We start from the raw sequence: 16234 nt of genomic DNA, 5'->3' as shown, positions 1-16234 counted from the left end.
AGGCAATCCTAGAACCGCGCGGCGACGCGGGCGTAGTAGAAGCCGCCGCTGATCCCGTAGGGGGCGTACTGATTGTAGTAGGCGAAGGCGGGCGTGCCGCGATTGGCGGCCCGGACGCTGTCGGGATAGGCGTCCAGCAGGTTGTTGGCCCCGACGCTAACCGTGACGGCCTTGGTGGCCGCGTAGCTGAGATCCAGATCGACGATCAGCTTGGGCGAGACCGTCTCGTCATTGGCGGCCAGCGAGGTGCGCTGGATGACCTCGCCATACCGCGTCAGCCGCAGGTTGGTGTCGAACTTCCCAAGGGTCCAGTCCGCGCCCAGGATGTACTTTTCCTTGGGCGTGCCGACGGTCAGGTCGCCGATCTTCACGCGATCGATATAGACGATCCCCGCCGCCGCCAGCGCCGCCGGCGGCTGGACGACGCGGGTGAACTTGTTCTTGGTGTGGTTGGCCGAGAAGGTCCAACGCACGGCGCCGAAGTCGCCGAGGTCGGTCTTGTAGTCGACCACCAGATCGACGCCGCGCGTCTTGGTGTCGGCGAAGTTGCCATAATAGAACGCCGCCTGCTGCGGGTTCAGCCCTTGGCTGGCCAGCGCGTTGCTGACCGCGGCGTTGGGCCCCAGCGTGCCGCTCTGCAGGATGCGGTTGTCGATCTTGATCTGATAGACGTCGAGCGTGACGTTCATCCGCGGCAGCGGCTGGGCCACGACACCGACCGAGTAGTTGACCGACTTTTCCGGACGCAGCGGCTTGGCGCCCAGGGCGATGGCGGCCGGGTTGTCCGGCGGCAGCAGTTGGACAGGATAGAGCTGGGTCGTCGTCGCCGGCGGCACGATCACGCCGATGGTGCTGGACGAAGCGTAGTGCTGCTGCTGCAGGGACGGCGCGCGGAAGCCCGTGCTGGCCGTCCCTCGGATCGCCAGGTGCGGCAGGATCTCATAGCGGCTCGACAGCTTGAAGGTCTTGGCGTCGCCGAAATCCGAATAGTGCTCGAAGCGCCCAGCCAGGGCGAACTCGAGCTGGTCGGTCACCTTCTGCTCGACGTTGGCGTAGACCGAGATGTTGTCGCGCGAGAACGATCCGGCGGAGAACGGCGGGAAACCCGTGACGCCCTGCGAACCGCCGGCGAACACGACGCCCGCCTGCGGACTGCCGGCCGGGGCGACATAGCCGCCGTTGATATAGGAGGCCGGCTCGCCGGCGACGATCTCGAACTTGTCGTCGCGATACTCGGCCCCCAGGGCGAGGAACAGCGGTCGGGAGAAGACCGGGGTGTCGACCTCGCGCGTCAAGTCGAGGTTGGAGGTCCACTCCTGGAACTTCAGCGCGCCCAGATAGAAGTAGCTGGGGCTGGACGGGCCCAGCGACGCGTTCAGCGAGTTCTCGTAGTAGTCGACGTCGTCGCGGCTGAAGGTCGTCGACAGGTCCCAGTCGAAGCCCAGGAAATCGAGCCCCTTGGCGCCCGCCGCCACCTGGAAGTCGCGGTCCTTCAAAAACAGACGCGGCGTGTAACCGTTCGGATAGACGGCGACGTTGTTGTTGCTGGCGTTCGGGTTGCGGAAGGTCAGCCAGGCCGCCGTGTTGCGACTGGAGAAGGTGCCGAACGAATAGAGGTCGATCTTGTCGTTCAGCGGCGAGCCGGCGCTATAGCCCAGCGAGAACAGTTGCACCTGCGGCGAGCCGGGATGGCTGGTGTGGCGGTTGGCGGTGGCCTCGCGCGGATCGGGCGTTGAGCCCGCCGTCCCGACCTTCACCGGCTGTCCGACGGCGTTCAGCGGGAAGTACATCACTGTCGTGTTCAGCGTCTTGTCGCCCCGGTCGGTCGGGTCGGTGAGCCGCACGTCGGCGGTCAGGTTCAGATAGCCGCTCTCGCCCAGCCGCATGCCGATATTGCCGGAGACCTGCCCCGTCTCGCCGTCCCCCTCGGCGGTCTTGCCGTAGAGCGCCGTCATCGAGCCGCCCTCGGGGCTCTTCTTCAGGATGACGTTGATCACGCCGGCCAAGGCGTCGGAGCCGTACTGGGCCGAGGCGCCGTCGCGCAGCACCTCGATCCGTTCGACCGAGCTCGAGGGGATCAGGTCGAGGTCGGGCGGCGACTGGCCGTTCTGGGTGGTGCCGTTGACGAACAGGATGGCGGTGTTGTGCCGACGCTTGCCATTGACCAGCACCAGGGTCTGGTCGGCCGAAAGGCCGCGCAAGGACACGGTCTTGATGGCGAAGCTGGCGCCGGCGCCGCTGTTGGAGGTGTTGGCCGACGGCACCAGGGTCGAGATCAGATCCCGCGTCGACTGCTTGCCGCTCTTGGTCAGTTCGGCGGCCGAGATCACGTCGATCGGCGCCATGCTCTCCGTCACGGTCCGCGACGTCGAGCGGGTGCCGGTCACGATGACCTCCTCGATGAGGCTCGGCGCTTCTGGCTTGGGCGGGGCGGGATCGGCGGCGGTTTCAAGGGGGGCGGCCGCGGTGGCCCAGCGCGTACGGATCAGCCCCTCACGCGGCGGCGCCAGGATGATGGTCTTGCCGTCGTTGGAGATCACCGTCAGGTCCGAGCCGGCCAGCAGGCGGTCCAGCGCCTGGTCGAGCGACAGCACGCCGCGAACCGTCGCCGTGCGCTTGCCTTGGGCGGCGTTCGACTGCACCAGAATCTGCACGCCGGCCTGGCGCGCGAATTGTCGGATACCCTCGGCGGCCGGTTGGGCCTCGATCTTGAAAGGCACGGCTTGCGCCAGGGCGACCCCGCCCGTCAGCGCCCACAGCGCCGAGGCGGCGCAAAGCAGCCTTCGCCGGCTGGAGCGGCTCGTCCAGTTACGCATCGATTATCCCCCATCGTTGCGAAGTCCGCCAAACGCGGCCTCCCGACATGACGAGGAATGCGGCTCGGTTTTCCGGCGCGATCCGGCGCGATTACTCCGCACACCGCGCAACACGCCCGCTTTTTACGCGGCCTTGTCCTGCGGCGCCCGTTTCGGATGCTTGGTGGGGCGGCCTCTAGGAAGCCCTGGCCCGGCTGATGCGGATCGCCCGCTCATCGACACGGACCTCGGCGCCCAAGGTCGCCGCGACGGCCGAGGCGAAACTTTCAGGCGTATTGGTCTGGAACAGCCCCACGAACCGCTCCTTGGCGAGGTCGGGATCCTCGATGACGATCGGGCGGCTGTTGTAGCGATTGAAGAGCCTGGCCGCCTCTTCAAGACTCTCGCCATCAAGGGCGATCTCGCCGTTGCGCCAGGCCAGGCTGCGCTCGATATCCGAAGCGGACTCGACGACGGGCGTCGCGGTCGTGCTGGCCAGAACAAGCCGGCCGCCCGCCGACAGGCGATGGCGCGGCGCATCGACGCCCTCGACCCACGCCTCGACGACGCCCTCGGTGACCATGATGTCGACGCCCGACGCGTCCTGCTCGCGTCGACGGACGGAGAACGCCGTGCCGACCGCGCGGACCCGGACAGGCCCCGCCGCGACCACGAACGGCCGCTCCGGATCCTTGGCGACCTGGAACCAGGCCTCCCCCTGCTTCAGCGAGATTTCGCGCGCCTTGGGCTTCAGATCGATTTCCAGGGTCGAGCTGGTGTTGATGGCCACCATCGATCCGTCGGCGAGAGGAACGCGACGGATTTCACCCAACCCCGTGTCCAGCCTTTGCGGGCGGAGGCGCCAAAGACCGCCGCCGGCCAGGGCGGCCAGGACCCCGCCCGCCGCGATCAGCGCCCGCCGGTTCGAACTGGGGGTCTGGAGCGGCGTCGATCCCGCCAAGGCCCGCCCCCGGTCCAGAAAGCTGATGGCGGCCTGGGCCCGCAACAAGGCGCCGGCGCGACGGGGATCTCCCGCCAGCCAGGCCTTGAGCTCCGGATCCTGTTCGGCCTCCGCTCCACGAGCGTCGATGCGTACGGCCCACAGGGCCGCCTCGTCATCGATCTCGTTTGCGGACGGGCTCATGAATGCTGTGGCTCACCGGATGATCTTGCCCCGACGCCTCCGATAAGGCGCGCAGGATTAAACGCAACCCCCTCGCCGCCTGGGTCTCGACCACGTTCTCGGTGATCCCCAGTCGCGCCGCGATCTCCTTCTGCGAAAGACCGTGTATCCGGCGCAGGGTGAAGATTTGTCGACATCGCTCGGGCAAGTCCTCGATCAGGCGCCGGACCCGGCCCAACTCGCGGCGGCTGGCGACGACGCGTTCGGGAGACGGCTCATCATCTACGACGTTCAGCGCGTCGATTTCCGTTATGCGATCGATGCGAACGATGCGCGCCCGGCGGATTCTCTCGATCGAGATGTTGCGCGCCATCCGGAAGAAATAGGCGCGCCCATTGACGATGTGCGCCGTGCTGTCCAGCGCCGCCAGACGGCAATAGGTCTCCTGGACGATGTCGTCGATATCCGGGGGCGCGCCGCCGGACCGACGAAGCCACGCGCGCACGTCGGCTTCATGCGGAAGGATCTGAGCTCCCACGAAGGCGATGATTTCTGCGCGGCTCTGCGTCAACGGCCCCTCGCGCTCGACAAGCTCGATAGACGAAGGGTTGGACGCGCCGCCGTGACCCGCAACCCTGGCGGCGCCGCTCTTGGCGTCAGGGGCCCCTCGGCGCCGCCGCAAGCGGCAGACCTTCGCCCTGGCGCCTCACGAGCACGCCTCGCCAGCGATCTTGAGGGCCGCCCTAAAACAAGGCCGGCTATCCGCCGCGCGCCGCTTCTGCGCTCAGAATCTCGGCCACCGGCTCCGCGCTTTGTCCGACGATGACGTGCAGGACGTTGTTGCTGATGCTGACGGCTCCGCGTGTTCCGGCGCTGGCGAGGGCGGGTTGGTCGAGCTTGTCGGGGTTGGCCAGGACGATGCGCAGGCGGCTGGCGTTGGCGGTGACCTGGCGCAGGTTGGCCGGACCGCCGAGGGCGGACAGGAGCGCCTGGGCCTGGGCGATGTCCTGGGCGGTGGGGACGGCTCTGGCGGCGGCCGGCTGGGGCTTGGATTGAGCTTGAGGCGCCGGGGCGCCCATGGCCGCGCGGATCTCGCCGGCGACGGTGTCGGCGATGGGGCCCAGCACCACCTGCAGGGCCTTGTCGGAGGGACGGACGATCCCGCGCGCGCCCAGGGCCTTGAGGGCGGGCTCATTGACCTGGGCCTGGTCGACGACGATCAGGCGAAGGCGGGTGGTGCAGGCGTCGACGCTGGCGAGGTTGGCCGCTCCGCCCAGGGCCTGGACGAAGTCGGCCCCGCGCCCGCCGCCAGTCGTGACGGCCTGGGCCGGCTGGACCTCGTCGTCCTCTCGGCCGGGGGTCTTAAGGTCGAACCGCGCGATGGCCCAGCGGAAGAGGCCGTAATAGAGGCCGCCATAGACCAGGCCGATCGGGATCAGCCACAGCGGCCGGGTCGCCTTGCCGAAGTTCAGCACATAGTCGAACAGGCCCGCCGAGAAGGTGAAGCCCAGCTTCACATGCAGCATGTCCATCAGGGCCATGGACACGCCGGTGAGGACCGCGTGGATCGCATAGAGCGCCGGGGCCAGGAACATGAACGAGAACTCGATCGGCTCGGTCACCCCGGTCAGGAACGAGGTCAGGGCCAGCGAGGCCAGCATGCCGCCGACGGCCTTGCGCTTGTCCGGCCTGGCGGCGTGATACATGGCCAGGCACGCGGCCGGCAGGCCGAACATCATCACCGGGAAGAACCCGCTCATGAACGCCCCGGCGTTGGGGTCGCCGGCGAAGAAGCGGCGAAGATCGCCGGTGGCGCCGTGATAGTCGCCGACCACGAACCAGGCGATGTTGTTGAGGATGTGGTGCAGGCCGGTGACGATCAGGATCCGGTTGAGGAACCCATAGACCAGGAGCCCGATCTCGCCGGAGCCGACCACGGCCCGGCTGGCCGCGTCGACCCCGCCGTTGATCGCGTCATAGCCCAGGCCCAGCAGCAGGGCGATGAGAAGACCCGCTAGCCCTGAGACGATCGGCACGAATCGCCGGCCGCTGAAGAAGGCCAGATACTCGGGCAGCTTGAAGCCCGAGAAGCGGTTGTAGAACAGCCCGCCGATGATCCCCGAGACGATGCCGATCGGCACGCTGAGCTTGGCCAGAGCTTTTGCCTTGTAGGCCGCGCCGGCGAGGTCGGCGTGGGCCTTGATCAGGCCGGTCGTGACCTCGGCGGGAACATGCAGCAGGGCCTTAGCGCCCTCGACAGCGATCAGGAAGCAGACGACGCCGGCCAGGCCCGCCGCGCCGTTGTTTTCCTTGGCCATGCCCACGGCCACGCCGATGGCGAACAGCAAACCGAGGTTGGAGAAGATCGCGTCCCCGGCGGCGGCCACGAAGCCGATGTTCAGGAGGTCCGGCTGACCCAGGCGCAAGAGCAGGCCCGCCACCGGCAGCACCGCGATCGGCAGCATCAGGGCTCGGCCCAGCGGCTGGAGGATCTCGAGCGGAGACTTCATCGGGATCAGACTCCGAGCGTTGATTGGACAAGGCCGCGCACGGCCTCGGGCGAGGTCTGGGCCAGGGCTTGGCGGGCGAGGTCCTGGCAGGCGGCGATGTCGAGGGCGCGGACGCGAGCCTTGACCTCCGGCACGATGGCGGCTGTGGCCGAGAGCTCGGTAACCCCCAACCCCAAGAGGATCGGCGTGGCCGCCAGATCCGAGGCCAGGCCGCCGCAGACCCCGACCCAGCGGCCGTGGGCCTTCGCGCCCTGGCAGGTCTGGGCGATCATCCGCAGCACCGCCGGGTGCAGGGCGTCGATCCGGGCGGCCAGCTCCGGATTACCCCGGTCCATGGCCAGGACGTATTGGGTGAGATCATTGGTGCCGACGGAGAGGAAGTCGGCCTCGGCGGCGATCAGGTCGGCGGTCACGGCCGCGGCCGGAGTCTCGATCATCACGCCGAGCTCGACGTTGGCGGTGACCTTGAGCTCGCGCTTGGCCTCCTCCAGCACCGCGCGCACGGCGCGCAGTTCATCGAGGCTGGCGACCATCGGGACCATGATCTTGCATTGACCTTGGGGTTGGACCCGCAGGATGGCGCGCAGCTGGGTCTTGAGCAGATGCGGCCGCCACAGGCTGACGCGCACGCCGCGCAGGCCCAGCGCCGGGTTCTCCTCGGCCGGGATCGGCAGGTAGGGGGCGGCCTTGTCGCCGCCGACATCCAGCGTGCGCACGATCAGCGGCCGGCCTTGCAAGGCGTCGGCGATGGCTTGGTACTGGCGGGCCTGTTCGTCCTCGTCGGGCGGGGTCTGGCGGTCGAGGAACAGGAACTCGGTGCGCAGCAGGCCGCAGCCCTCCGCCCCGTTCTCGATCGCCGCCAAGGCGTCCTTGACCGCGCCGGTGTTGGCGAAGACCTCGATGCGGGTCCCGTCCTTCGTCACCGCCGGCTCATGGGCGGCGGCCTTGGCGGCGGCCTTGGCCGCCTGACGCCGGGCCAGATGGGTCTGGGCCGCTTCCAGGGCCGGAGCGTCGGGGGCCACGCGCAAGGAGCCGCCGTCGGCGTCGAGGATCAGGGCGGTTCCGTCGGCGATGCTGAGCGCCGCGCCGCCCAGCGCCACCAGGGCCGGTATGCCCATGGCCGCGGCCAGGATCGCCACGTGCGAGGTCGGCCCGCCCCGGGCGGTGGCGAAGCCGGCGATGACGCCAGGATCGGCGCCCATCAGCTGCGAGGGCAAAAGCTCGTCGGCCAGCAGGATGGAGCCCGGCGGCAGGACCGCGGCCTCGTCGTCTTCACCATTGAGCGCCTTGAGCACCTGGCGTTCCAGGTCGATCAGGTCGTCGACCCGCTCGGCCATGCGGCGATCCCCTAAGGCCCGCAGCGCCTCGACATAGCCGCGCACCGCCGATCGCCAGCCAAAGCCGGCGCTCTTGCCTTGCGCGATCAGGCCCTTGGCCTGGGCCAGCAGTTCCGGGTCGTCGAGGAAGGCCAGGTGCGCGGTTAGGATCGCCTTTCGGGCCTTGTCGCCCTTGGACGCGTTGGCTTCCAGGCGGGCGCGGACCTTGTCCAGGGCGGCCGTCAGAGCCGTCTCTTCCGAAGCCACGCCCTGCCCGTCCTCGCGCACGGCGATGTCGCTGGAGGCCAGGCGCACGGCCTTGCCGATCGCCAGGCCCGGCGCGGCCAAGACGCCCTTCAGCCCCCCGTCGGCCGGCAGGGCGGCCGGGGTCAGGGCTTCCGGCTCAGCGACAGCAACCGGCGCCGTGGCGCTCTTGGCCAAGACCGGCGCCCCCTCGCCCATGCCGCTCTCGATCAGCGCGGCGATGGCCGCCACGGCAACCTGGGCGTCCGCGCCGGAGGCCAGCACCTGTATCGCGTCGCCGTGGCGCGCGGCCAGGGCCATCAGCCCCACCGGGCTCTTGGCGCTGGAACGGCGCTCGCCCACGGCCAGCGCCGTCTCGGCGGTAAAGGTCTTGGCCAGCTCGGCGATCCTCGCCGCTGGTCGCGCGTGGATCCCGTGCATCAAGGGCACGGTCACCGCGCGGGCGATCTCTTTGGACGTGTTCGAGGCGGCCGAGGTCGCCGCACCGGCCACTGGACGTAGCTCCATCAGGAACCCGCCGGCCTCCACGGCTACATCCTGATCGCGGCGCACGATCTCGAAGGCTTCGGGATTGGTGATGACCACCGGGGTGATCAGGCTCTTGGCCTTCTGGGCCAGCAGGTCCAGGTCAAAGCGGATCAGCGGATCGCCGGCCTTCACCGCCTGGCCCTCGCGCACGCAAGCCTCGAAGCCCTCGCCGCCCAGCGCCACCGTCTCCAGCCCCACGTGCATCAGGATCTCGGCGCCCGCCTCCGAGCGCAGGGTCACCGCGTGACCCGCCCGATGCGCCGAGATCACCACCCCGTCGCACGGCGCAACCAACTCCCCGCCCAGCGGGTCGATCGCCACCCCGTCACCCAGCATCCGCCCCGCGAACACCGCGTCCGGAACCTCCGACAACGACGCGATCCAGCCGCTCAGGGGCGATGCGAGAACAAGGTTGGACACAGGCTTGGGCTCTTCCGAAGACTAGTTCGCGGGCGTCAGGGTCACGCGATCGATCGCCCAGAAGGGGTCGACGCTCTTGGCCGTGAAGCTCAGGCACAGATCGACCTTAGCCGCTCGCGGCGGCAAGCGGCCGGTGATCGTGGATAGGCCCGGATTTTTCGACGCATCGCCCAGCGGGATGGCGGCGATGCGCTCTCCGGCGCAGCCGGCGCGCACCTCCAGCTCGCCGCCGGGGGTGGCCGGCGGCCGCGATGGGATGCGATCGCGTTCGGCGCCGACCTGGAAGTTGAACGGGATCTGACTGGCGCGGACGCCGAGGATCGCGCCCTTGGTGAGGTCAGCCCCCTCCCAGATCCAGCAGGGATTGAGGATGTCGACGAACATCATCGCCCGCTGGTCGAAGGCGCGCGGCGCGTCGTCGATCATCGTCAGCGGCACCTTGTCGGTGCACAGCTTCAATTGGGCGCTGACACGGGTGTTCAGCAGGGTCGGCGTGATCGTCCAGGCCCGTTCGCGGCCCAGGGCCTGGCCGTCCAGGAAGGTCCGGGCCTTCACCGTCGCGCCATTCGGCAAGTCGAGCGCGTCGGCATAGACGGGCGACGAAGCCGTCGGCGTCTTGCCGTCGAGCGTGTAACGGACTTGGCCGATCCCGAGGCCCGTGGACAGCGCCAAGCGGGTCTTGCCGCCCTCGCCTTCCGAGGCCTTCGGTTGCGGCTCGAACGGCACGGTGTTGGCGACGACGCCCAACACCTTCAACCGCGCCATGTCGGCCGGCAGGCGGCGGGCGAAGTCGTCCCAATCGGCCGCGCCCTCGGGCGACCAGCCGCGCTCGGCCAAGGCCACGGCGCGCGGGAAGGCCATGGCCTGCATCCGCGCGTCGGTCTGCATGTGCTCGGTCCAGACATTGGCCTGGACGCCGAGGATGTGCCGGCGCTGGTCTTCGGTGAGCTGGGCGGGCGCCGGGTCGAACGCATAGACGTCCTTCAGGCTAACCACCTTGCCGCGGCCCGTCGGCTCGTCGGGCGAGGCGCTCTGGCGGTTGTCGAGATAGAGGGTCGGATGCGGCGACAGCACGGTGTCGTGGCCCGCCTTTGCCGCCGCGATCGCCCCGTCGATTCCGCGCCAGGACATCACCGTGGCGTTGGGCGCCAGGCCGCCTTCGAGGATCTCGTCCCAGCCGATCAGGCGACGACCGCGCTTTTCCAGGGTCTTTCCTACGCGCTGGATGAACCAGCTCTGCAGCTCGTGCTCGTCCTTGAGGCCCAGCTCGCGGATCTTGGCCTGGACCTTGGGGCTGGCCTTCCACTGGTCCTTGATCGCCTCGTCGCCGCCGACGTGGATGAAGGTCGAGGGGAAGAGGTCCATGACCTCGTTCAGCACGTCGTCGAGGAAGGCGAAGGTGGCGTCATCGGTGTTGTAAAGCCAGGGGAAGACGCCCCAGTCGCCCATCTTCGACGCATCGGGCGGCGCCGAGCCCAACTCCGGATAGGCCACGATCGGCGCCAGGGCGTGACCGGGCGTCTCGATCTCGGGGACGATGGTGATGTTGCGAGCGGCGGCGTAGGCGACGAGGTCGCGGACCTGCTCCTGGGTGTAGAAGCCGCCGTACTTCGGATCGGCGCGCGCCGCGCCGGGATCGTTCCGCCAGGCGCCGACCTGCGTCAGCTTCGGATACTTCTTGATCTCCAGCCGCCAGCCCTGGTCGTCGACCAGGTGCCAATGGAAGGTGTTGAGCTTGTGCGCGGCCATGGCGTCGAGCGTGGCCTTCAGCGTCGCGATCGACTGGTAATGGCGGGCGCTGTCGACCATCAGGCCGCGCCAGGCGAAGCGCGGGGCGTCCTCGATCGTGGCGGCGGGGATGGCGACCGGACCCTTGGCGTCATCCGGCGTCGCGAGCTGCCAGAGCGACATGGCGCCGTAGAAGAGCCCCGCGCGCTGGGCGGCGGCGATGGTCACGCCTGTCGGCGTGATGTTGAGCTTGTAGGCTTCGCCAGCGGGGCCTTCGCGCGTTAGGACGATGGCGCTCTCTCCGCCCACGGATGGCCCCTCGACGACGATGGGCCGGAAGCCGCGCGAACGACGGATCAAGTCGGCGAGCTGGACGGCGACGCCCCGGGCCTCGATGTCGCTCTTGGCGACGTGGATGCGGGTGGCGGCGGAAAGCTTAAAGGCGCCCTCCGCCCGGACCGCCTTGGCCGGCGCAGGCGTGAGAGTCAGGTCGGCGGCGGCCGCCGGCGTGGCGACAGCGGCGGCCAGGACGAGAGCCGAAGCAACGATCATGCGGAGCGGGGTCAGGGTCACGCAGCCTCGCGGAAACTCAGGCGGCAAAAAGCGGGCGGGACAGCAAGCTATCCCGCCCAATCTCCATGCTTGCAGTCAGGAGGGGATCGGATCAATGCGCCTGGACGGAAGCTCGGGACGACCGAGCCTCCGCCCCAGCGCGCTAGAAGCTCACGTTCAACGTGGCCTGCAGCTTGCGGCCCGTGCGGTAGACGCCGCGCGGCAGGGCCGTGGTGTTGGCGTAGGCGTAGTACTCGCTGTCCAGCAGGTTCTGCGCCGAGACCGAGGCGGTGATGTTCTTGGTCACCGCGTAGCCGGCCGTCACGTCCAGCGTCTTGGAGGCGCGAACGAACATGTTGTCGCCGCGATCGACGCCGGTGAAGTACTTTGAGCGCCAGGTGAAGGTCGCCCGCGCCGAGAACGGACCGTTCTCGTAGAAGGGGCTGACATTGACCTGGTTCTTGGAGCTATAGGGCAGCGGCGCGTCGTCCTGCCCCTTGGCGTCGGCATAGGTGTAGTTGGCCAGCAGGCCAAAGCCGTAGCCGAAGGTCTGCTGGTAGGCGACCGCCAGGCCCTTGACCTCGGCCGAGCCCGCGTTGAACGGCCGGCTGATCTGGTAGGTCGTGACCTTACCCTGCGACTGGTTGAAGTACGACTCCGGCTGGGTCCGCTGCAGGATGTAGTTGGAGATGTCCTTGTAGAACACCTCGGCCGATAGGATGGCCTGGGGCTGGAAGTACCACTCGGCCGAGGCGTTGAAGTTGCTCGACTTGTAGGGCTCCAGCGCCGGATTGCCGCCGCCGCCGGTCAGGATGCCGTCAGACAGCCAGAAATAGTTGGTCATGTCGGCGTAGTTGGGTCTCGCGATCACCTGGGCCGCGGCGAAGCGGAAGACGAGGTCCTCGCGCGCATCGACGATGATGTTCACGCTGGGCAGGACGTTGTCGTAGCTCTTCTTGGTGACCTGCCAGGTCCAGTCGGCGGCCTTGTTGCAGGGCGCGCCCGGCTTGCAGACGTAGCCGGCGCTGTTCACCGAGGTCTTCACGTAGCGGACGCCGAAGTTGCCGCGGATGTTGTCGGCCTTGAAGTTGGCCTGGGCGTAGGCGGCGTCGATGTCTTCCTGGATGTTCCAGTTGCCGGCCGTGAACTCGGCGGCGGCGAAAATGGACGGTTGCGGCAGCGACGCGCCGGCCGCCAGCCACTTGCCGCTCTCGACGTACGAGACCATCGACGGACCGCTGATCCGGAAGCGGTTCTTCATCTGGTCGCCGACGCCGTCAAAGCCCTTCAGATAGTTGCTGGGGACTTCGCTGGGGCTGAACAGCGACGCCGGCGCGGCGACGCCGGTGATGGCGATGCCGGCATATTGCTGGCCGGTCTCGTGCTCACGCCGCTTGTAGCCGACCTGGACGCGCTGGATGACGCCGTCAAAGTCCTTGCCGAGATCGATCTGGGCGTACTTCTCCTCGTCCGAGGTCGGCTTGGAGACGAGGTTGCCGCTCCAGCCCGGATCCGTCGCGAAAGCGGCCGGATTGCCCATCACGTTGGTGGTGTAGGTCAGGCTGCCGGCGCTCTTGGGCGCGCCGCTGATGTCGACGGTGTAGTTGGCCCAGTTCAGGAACTCGAGGAACACCTGGCGCTTGGTGCCGCCGTCGGCGGTCGACTTGCCGATCTCGCCCGACAGGTCCCAGCCGTCGCCCTTGTAGCCGCCCTTCAGGTGGTAGGTGTCGGAGTTCAGCTCGGCCTCGCGGTACTGGACGTCCAGCACCGACAGGGCGTTGGCGAACGAGGCCTTGGTCACCACGCCGTTGTTGACGCTGATGCCGGTCAGGGCGCCCAGGCTGTTCCAGGTGTTGCCTTGGAAGGCGTACATCGACTGGTTGGTGTTGTCGTAGTCGGCCTTGATCTTCAGCCAGTTGAACTCGAACGACAGCTGGTCGGTCGGCTTCCACTGCAGCGCCGTGGTGTAGGTGGTGCGCGTGCGGTCCTGCTCGAAGTATGACGCGCCGAACGCGTTCGGGCTGCGGGCCGTCAGGTTCGAGGTCAGGGTGCTGGCGCAGGTCCCGGTGCAGCCCTTGGTGCGCGAGTCGACAGGATTGTCGGGGTTGCCGCCGGCCCACTGGTTGGCGGCGATCGTGCCGTAGCTCTCGACGCCGTCGCGGCGCAGCTGGTCCTCGGCGCGTTGGACCGAGAAGCTGGCGCCGAAGGTCTGGTCGGCGTTCTTCCAGCTGACCAGCAACGAGCCTTGAGCGTCGCCCTTCTTGGAGCGGTCGTTATAAAGATAGCTCACCGCGCCAGCGATCAGGCCAGACTTGAGGTCCAGGGGCTTGCGGGTGTTGACGATGACGGTGCCGCCGATGCTGCCTTCGTCGATGCGCGCCTCGGGCGACTTGTAGACGTCGACCTTGCCGACGATCTGCGGGGCCAGCAGGGCGTAGTTGAAGGTGCGGCCGGGGGAGTCGAGAATGAACCAGTCAGCGGAGGCGACGGTCTGGCCGTTCAGCAAAGTGCGGTTCAGCGCTGGGTCAGTGCCCAGGATGCTGACCTTCTCGCCTTGACCGAAGGCGCGATCCACGGTCACGCCCGGCACGATCGTCAGCGCTTCGGCGACATTGCTGCTCGGGAACTTGCCCACGTCCTCGGCGGTGACGACGTCGATGATGGCGCTAGCGCGACGCTTGGATTCGATGGACTGCAGCAGCGAAGCGCGGATGCCGGTGACAACCACCTGCTCGACGGCGTTGCTGTCTTGCGCGAGGGCCGGCGCGGCGGACGCGATCGCCATCGCGCTCACGGACGCGGCCAGGACGGACTTGTGGAAACGTTTCATACTCGGCTTCTCCCCATTATGCCGGGCCTTGGACCCGGAGCCGAACCCCAAGCCCAATCTGGTACCAATTTTCTGGGAGGATCCGCAGAAATGGGTACTTCTCAGGCCTCGGGAGAGAACTGTGACGGAAATTTTGCGGATGACAAGGCCAAAAAGAAACCAATTGCGGACCAGGTTGTGATTGGTATGAAAATGGTCATAAGATATCGATATAGACGACAGGCGCCGTTGGATTGCGCTGGGAGGGCTGGGCGATGACATTCGCGGAAAGGATCGGCGGGCTCGGCGCCGCCGGCGACCACGCCCCGCTCTACAAGCAGCTGCAGCGCGCGCTGCGCGAGGCGATCCACAAGAAGGTGCTGGGACCCGACGACGCTCTGCCGGCGGAACGGGACCTCGCCGACGAGTTCAAGATCTCTCGGATCACCGTGCGCAAGGCGCTGGACGGCCTGGTCAGCGAGGGCCTGCTGACGCGCCGCCAGGGCGCTGGCACCTTCGTCGCCGCGCGGGTCGAGAAGAGCTTCTCCAAGCTGTCGTCCTTCACCGAGGACATGATCTCGCGCGGGCGCGTGCCGCGCAGCGAATGGATCAGCCGCAGCGAAGGTCAGGTGACGCCCGAGGAGTCCCTGACCCTGGGTCTGTCGCCGGGGACGCCGGTCTACCGCTTCGCGCGGATCCGCTACGCCGACGGATCGCCGATGGCGGTCGAGTACACCACGATCGCCGCCTTCGCCTTGCCGTCGGTGGATGCGGTCGGGGTGTCGCTCTACGAGGCGCTGGAGGCCACGGGCCACCGGCCGGTGCGCGCCCTGCAGCGGCTTCGGGCGGTGCTGTTCGCCGCCGAGCAGGCCGACCTGCTGGGCGTGCCGCCCAAGGACGCGGGCCTGCTGATCGAGCGGCGCGGCTTCCTGAAGGACGGACGCGCGGTCGAGGTCACGCAGTCCTATTATCGCGGCGACGCCTATGACTTCGTGGCCGAGCTGAACGCCCTGAGCTGATGCCGATCGCCTTCGTCCATGGCCGCGTCCTGACGCCGGCCGGTCTTGTCGACGGCCAGGCCGTCCTCGTCGAGGGCGGCAAGGTCGCCGCCGTGGTTCCGATGGCGCAGGTCCCCGCCGGGGCCGAGCGCCAGGACCTGGCCGGCGGCCTGCTGGTCCCCGGCTATATCGATACGCAGGTCAATGGCGGCGGCGGGGTGCTGTTCAACGACGCCCCGACCGTCGAGACCATCGCCGCCATCGGCGCGGCCCACCGGACCTATGGCACGACCGGCTTCCTGCCGACCCTGATCAGCGACGATCTCGACGTGGTCGACAAGGCCCTGCGCGCCACCGAAGAGGCCATTGAGCAGGGCGTTCCCGGCGTGCTGGGCGTCCACATCGAAGGCCCGTTCCTGAACCCCAAGCGCAAGGGGATCCACGACGAGGCCAAGTTCCGGATCCTCGACGAGGCGGCGATCGCCCTGCTCTCGTCGCTGAAGCGCGGCAAGCTGCTGCTGACCCTGGCGCCGGAGCGGACCACGCCCGAGGTCATCGCGCGCCTCTCCAAGGCCGGGGTCATCGTCGCGGCTGGCCACACCAACGCCCGCTACGAGACCATGCGCCAGGCCATCGACCATGGCCTGACCGGCGTCACCCACCTCTTCAACGCCATGTCGCCCCTGACCAGCCGCGAGCCTGGCGTCGTCGGCGCGGTGCTGGAAGATCAGACGGTCGTCGCCGGCATCATCGTCGATGGACGCCACGTCGATCCGGTCACCTTGAAGATCGCCCTGCGCGCGCGCCCGCTGGACCGCTTCATGCTGGTCACCGACGCCATGCCGACCGTGGGCATGGCCGATAAGCGCTTCAGCCTCCAAGGTCGCCAGATCACCGTCCGTGACGGGGTCTGCGTCGACGATAACGGCACCCTGGCGGGCTCGGACCTCGACATGGCCGCCGCCGTCCGCAACGCGGTCGCCATGCTGGGCCTGTCGCTGGAGCAGGCGGTGATGATGGCCTCGGCCGCCCCCGCCGCGTTCCTGGGCCTGGCCCATCAGCGCGGCGCCATCGCCCCCGGCCTCGCCGCCGACTTCTGCCTGCTAGACGACGATCTCAATGTCGCGAAAACCTGGATCGACGGCCGCTAGGCCTGACCGCCTTCACCTCAGGACAAACGAAAAGGGCGCT

Annotated in this window: 9 protein-coding genes; 2 read left to right on the top strand and 7 right to left on the bottom strand. The window is 68.3% G+C overall.

Features of this window, described 5'->3' with window-relative positions:
- Positions 1-8: 8 nt before the first annotated feature.
- The 7 genes from CSW60_RS13495 to CSW60_RS13465 form a co-directional block, all read right to left on the bottom strand.
- Positions 9-2816: a TonB-dependent receptor gene (locus tag CSW60_RS13495; protein ID WP_099537871.1), complete on the bottom strand. Its 2808-nt coding sequence runs from the start codon at positions 2814-2816 to the stop codon at positions 9-11.
- A gap of 175 nt (positions 2817-2991) precedes the next feature.
- The gene (locus CSW60_RS13490) at positions 2992-3939 is read right to left on the bottom strand and encodes a FecR family protein (RefSeq protein ID WP_099537870.1); all 948 of its coding nucleotides are present in this window, start codon (positions 3937-3939) and stop codon (positions 2992-2994) included.
- Positions 3911-4489: an RNA polymerase sigma factor gene (locus CSW60_RS13485; protein WP_099539122.1), complete on the bottom strand. Its 579-nt coding sequence runs from the start codon at positions 4487-4489 to the stop codon at positions 3911-3913. Before CSW60_RS13485 ends, CSW60_RS13490 begins: the two co-directional genes overlap by 29 nt.
- Before the next feature lie 187 nt (positions 4490-4676).
- Entirely contained in the window at positions 4677-6428 is a 1752-nt protein-coding gene (gene nagE / locus CSW60_RS13480) for an N-acetylglucosamine-specific PTS transporter subunit IIBC (RefSeq protein ID WP_099537869.1), read from the bottom strand.
- 5 nt (positions 6429-6433) lie between these two features.
- Complete coding sequence (ptsP, locus tag CSW60_RS13475; RefSeq protein ID WP_099537868.1) at positions 6434-8956, bottom strand: phosphoenolpyruvate--protein phosphotransferase; 2523 nt, start codon at positions 8954-8956, stop codon at positions 6434-6436.
- Between the two features lie 21 nt (positions 8957-8977).
- Positions 8978-11257 (bottom strand): beta-N-acetylhexosaminidase, encoded by a 2280-nt coding sequence (locus tag CSW60_RS13470; RefSeq protein ID WP_099537867.1) that lies wholly within the window; start codon positions 11255-11257, stop codon positions 8978-8980.
- A 142-nt stretch (positions 11258-11399) separates the two neighbouring features.
- Positions 11400-14066 carry a TonB-dependent receptor gene (locus tag CSW60_RS13465; RefSeq protein ID WP_099537866.1) on the bottom strand — a complete coding sequence of 889 codons (2667 nt, stop codon included), beginning with the start codon at positions 14064-14066 and terminating at the stop codon, positions 11400-11402.
- Between the two features lie 254 nt (positions 14067-14320).
- On the opposite strand from CSW60_RS13465, the gene CSW60_RS13460 reads away from it, so the two are divergent.
- Both CSW60_RS13460 and nagA read left to right on the top strand, forming a co-directional pair.
- Positions 14321-15064 (top strand): GntR family transcriptional regulator, encoded by a 744-nt coding sequence (locus CSW60_RS13460; protein WP_099537865.1) that lies wholly within the window; start codon positions 14321-14323, stop codon positions 15062-15064.
- The gene (gene nagA, locus CSW60_RS13455; protein WP_099537864.1) at positions 15064-16194 is read left to right on the top strand and encodes an N-acetylglucosamine-6-phosphate deacetylase; all 1131 of its coding nucleotides are present in this window, start codon (positions 15064-15066) and stop codon (positions 16192-16194) included. The genes CSW60_RS13460 and nagA overlap by 1 nt, the downstream gene beginning before the upstream one ends.
- The last annotated feature ends 40 nt before the right edge of the window (positions 16195-16234 follow it).

The organism is Caulobacter sp. X (assembly GCF_002742635.1).
Classification (GTDB): Bacteria; Pseudomonadota; Alphaproteobacteria; order Caulobacterales; family Caulobacteraceae; genus Caulobacter.
This window is presented reverse-complemented; position numbering and strand designations above follow the sequence as displayed.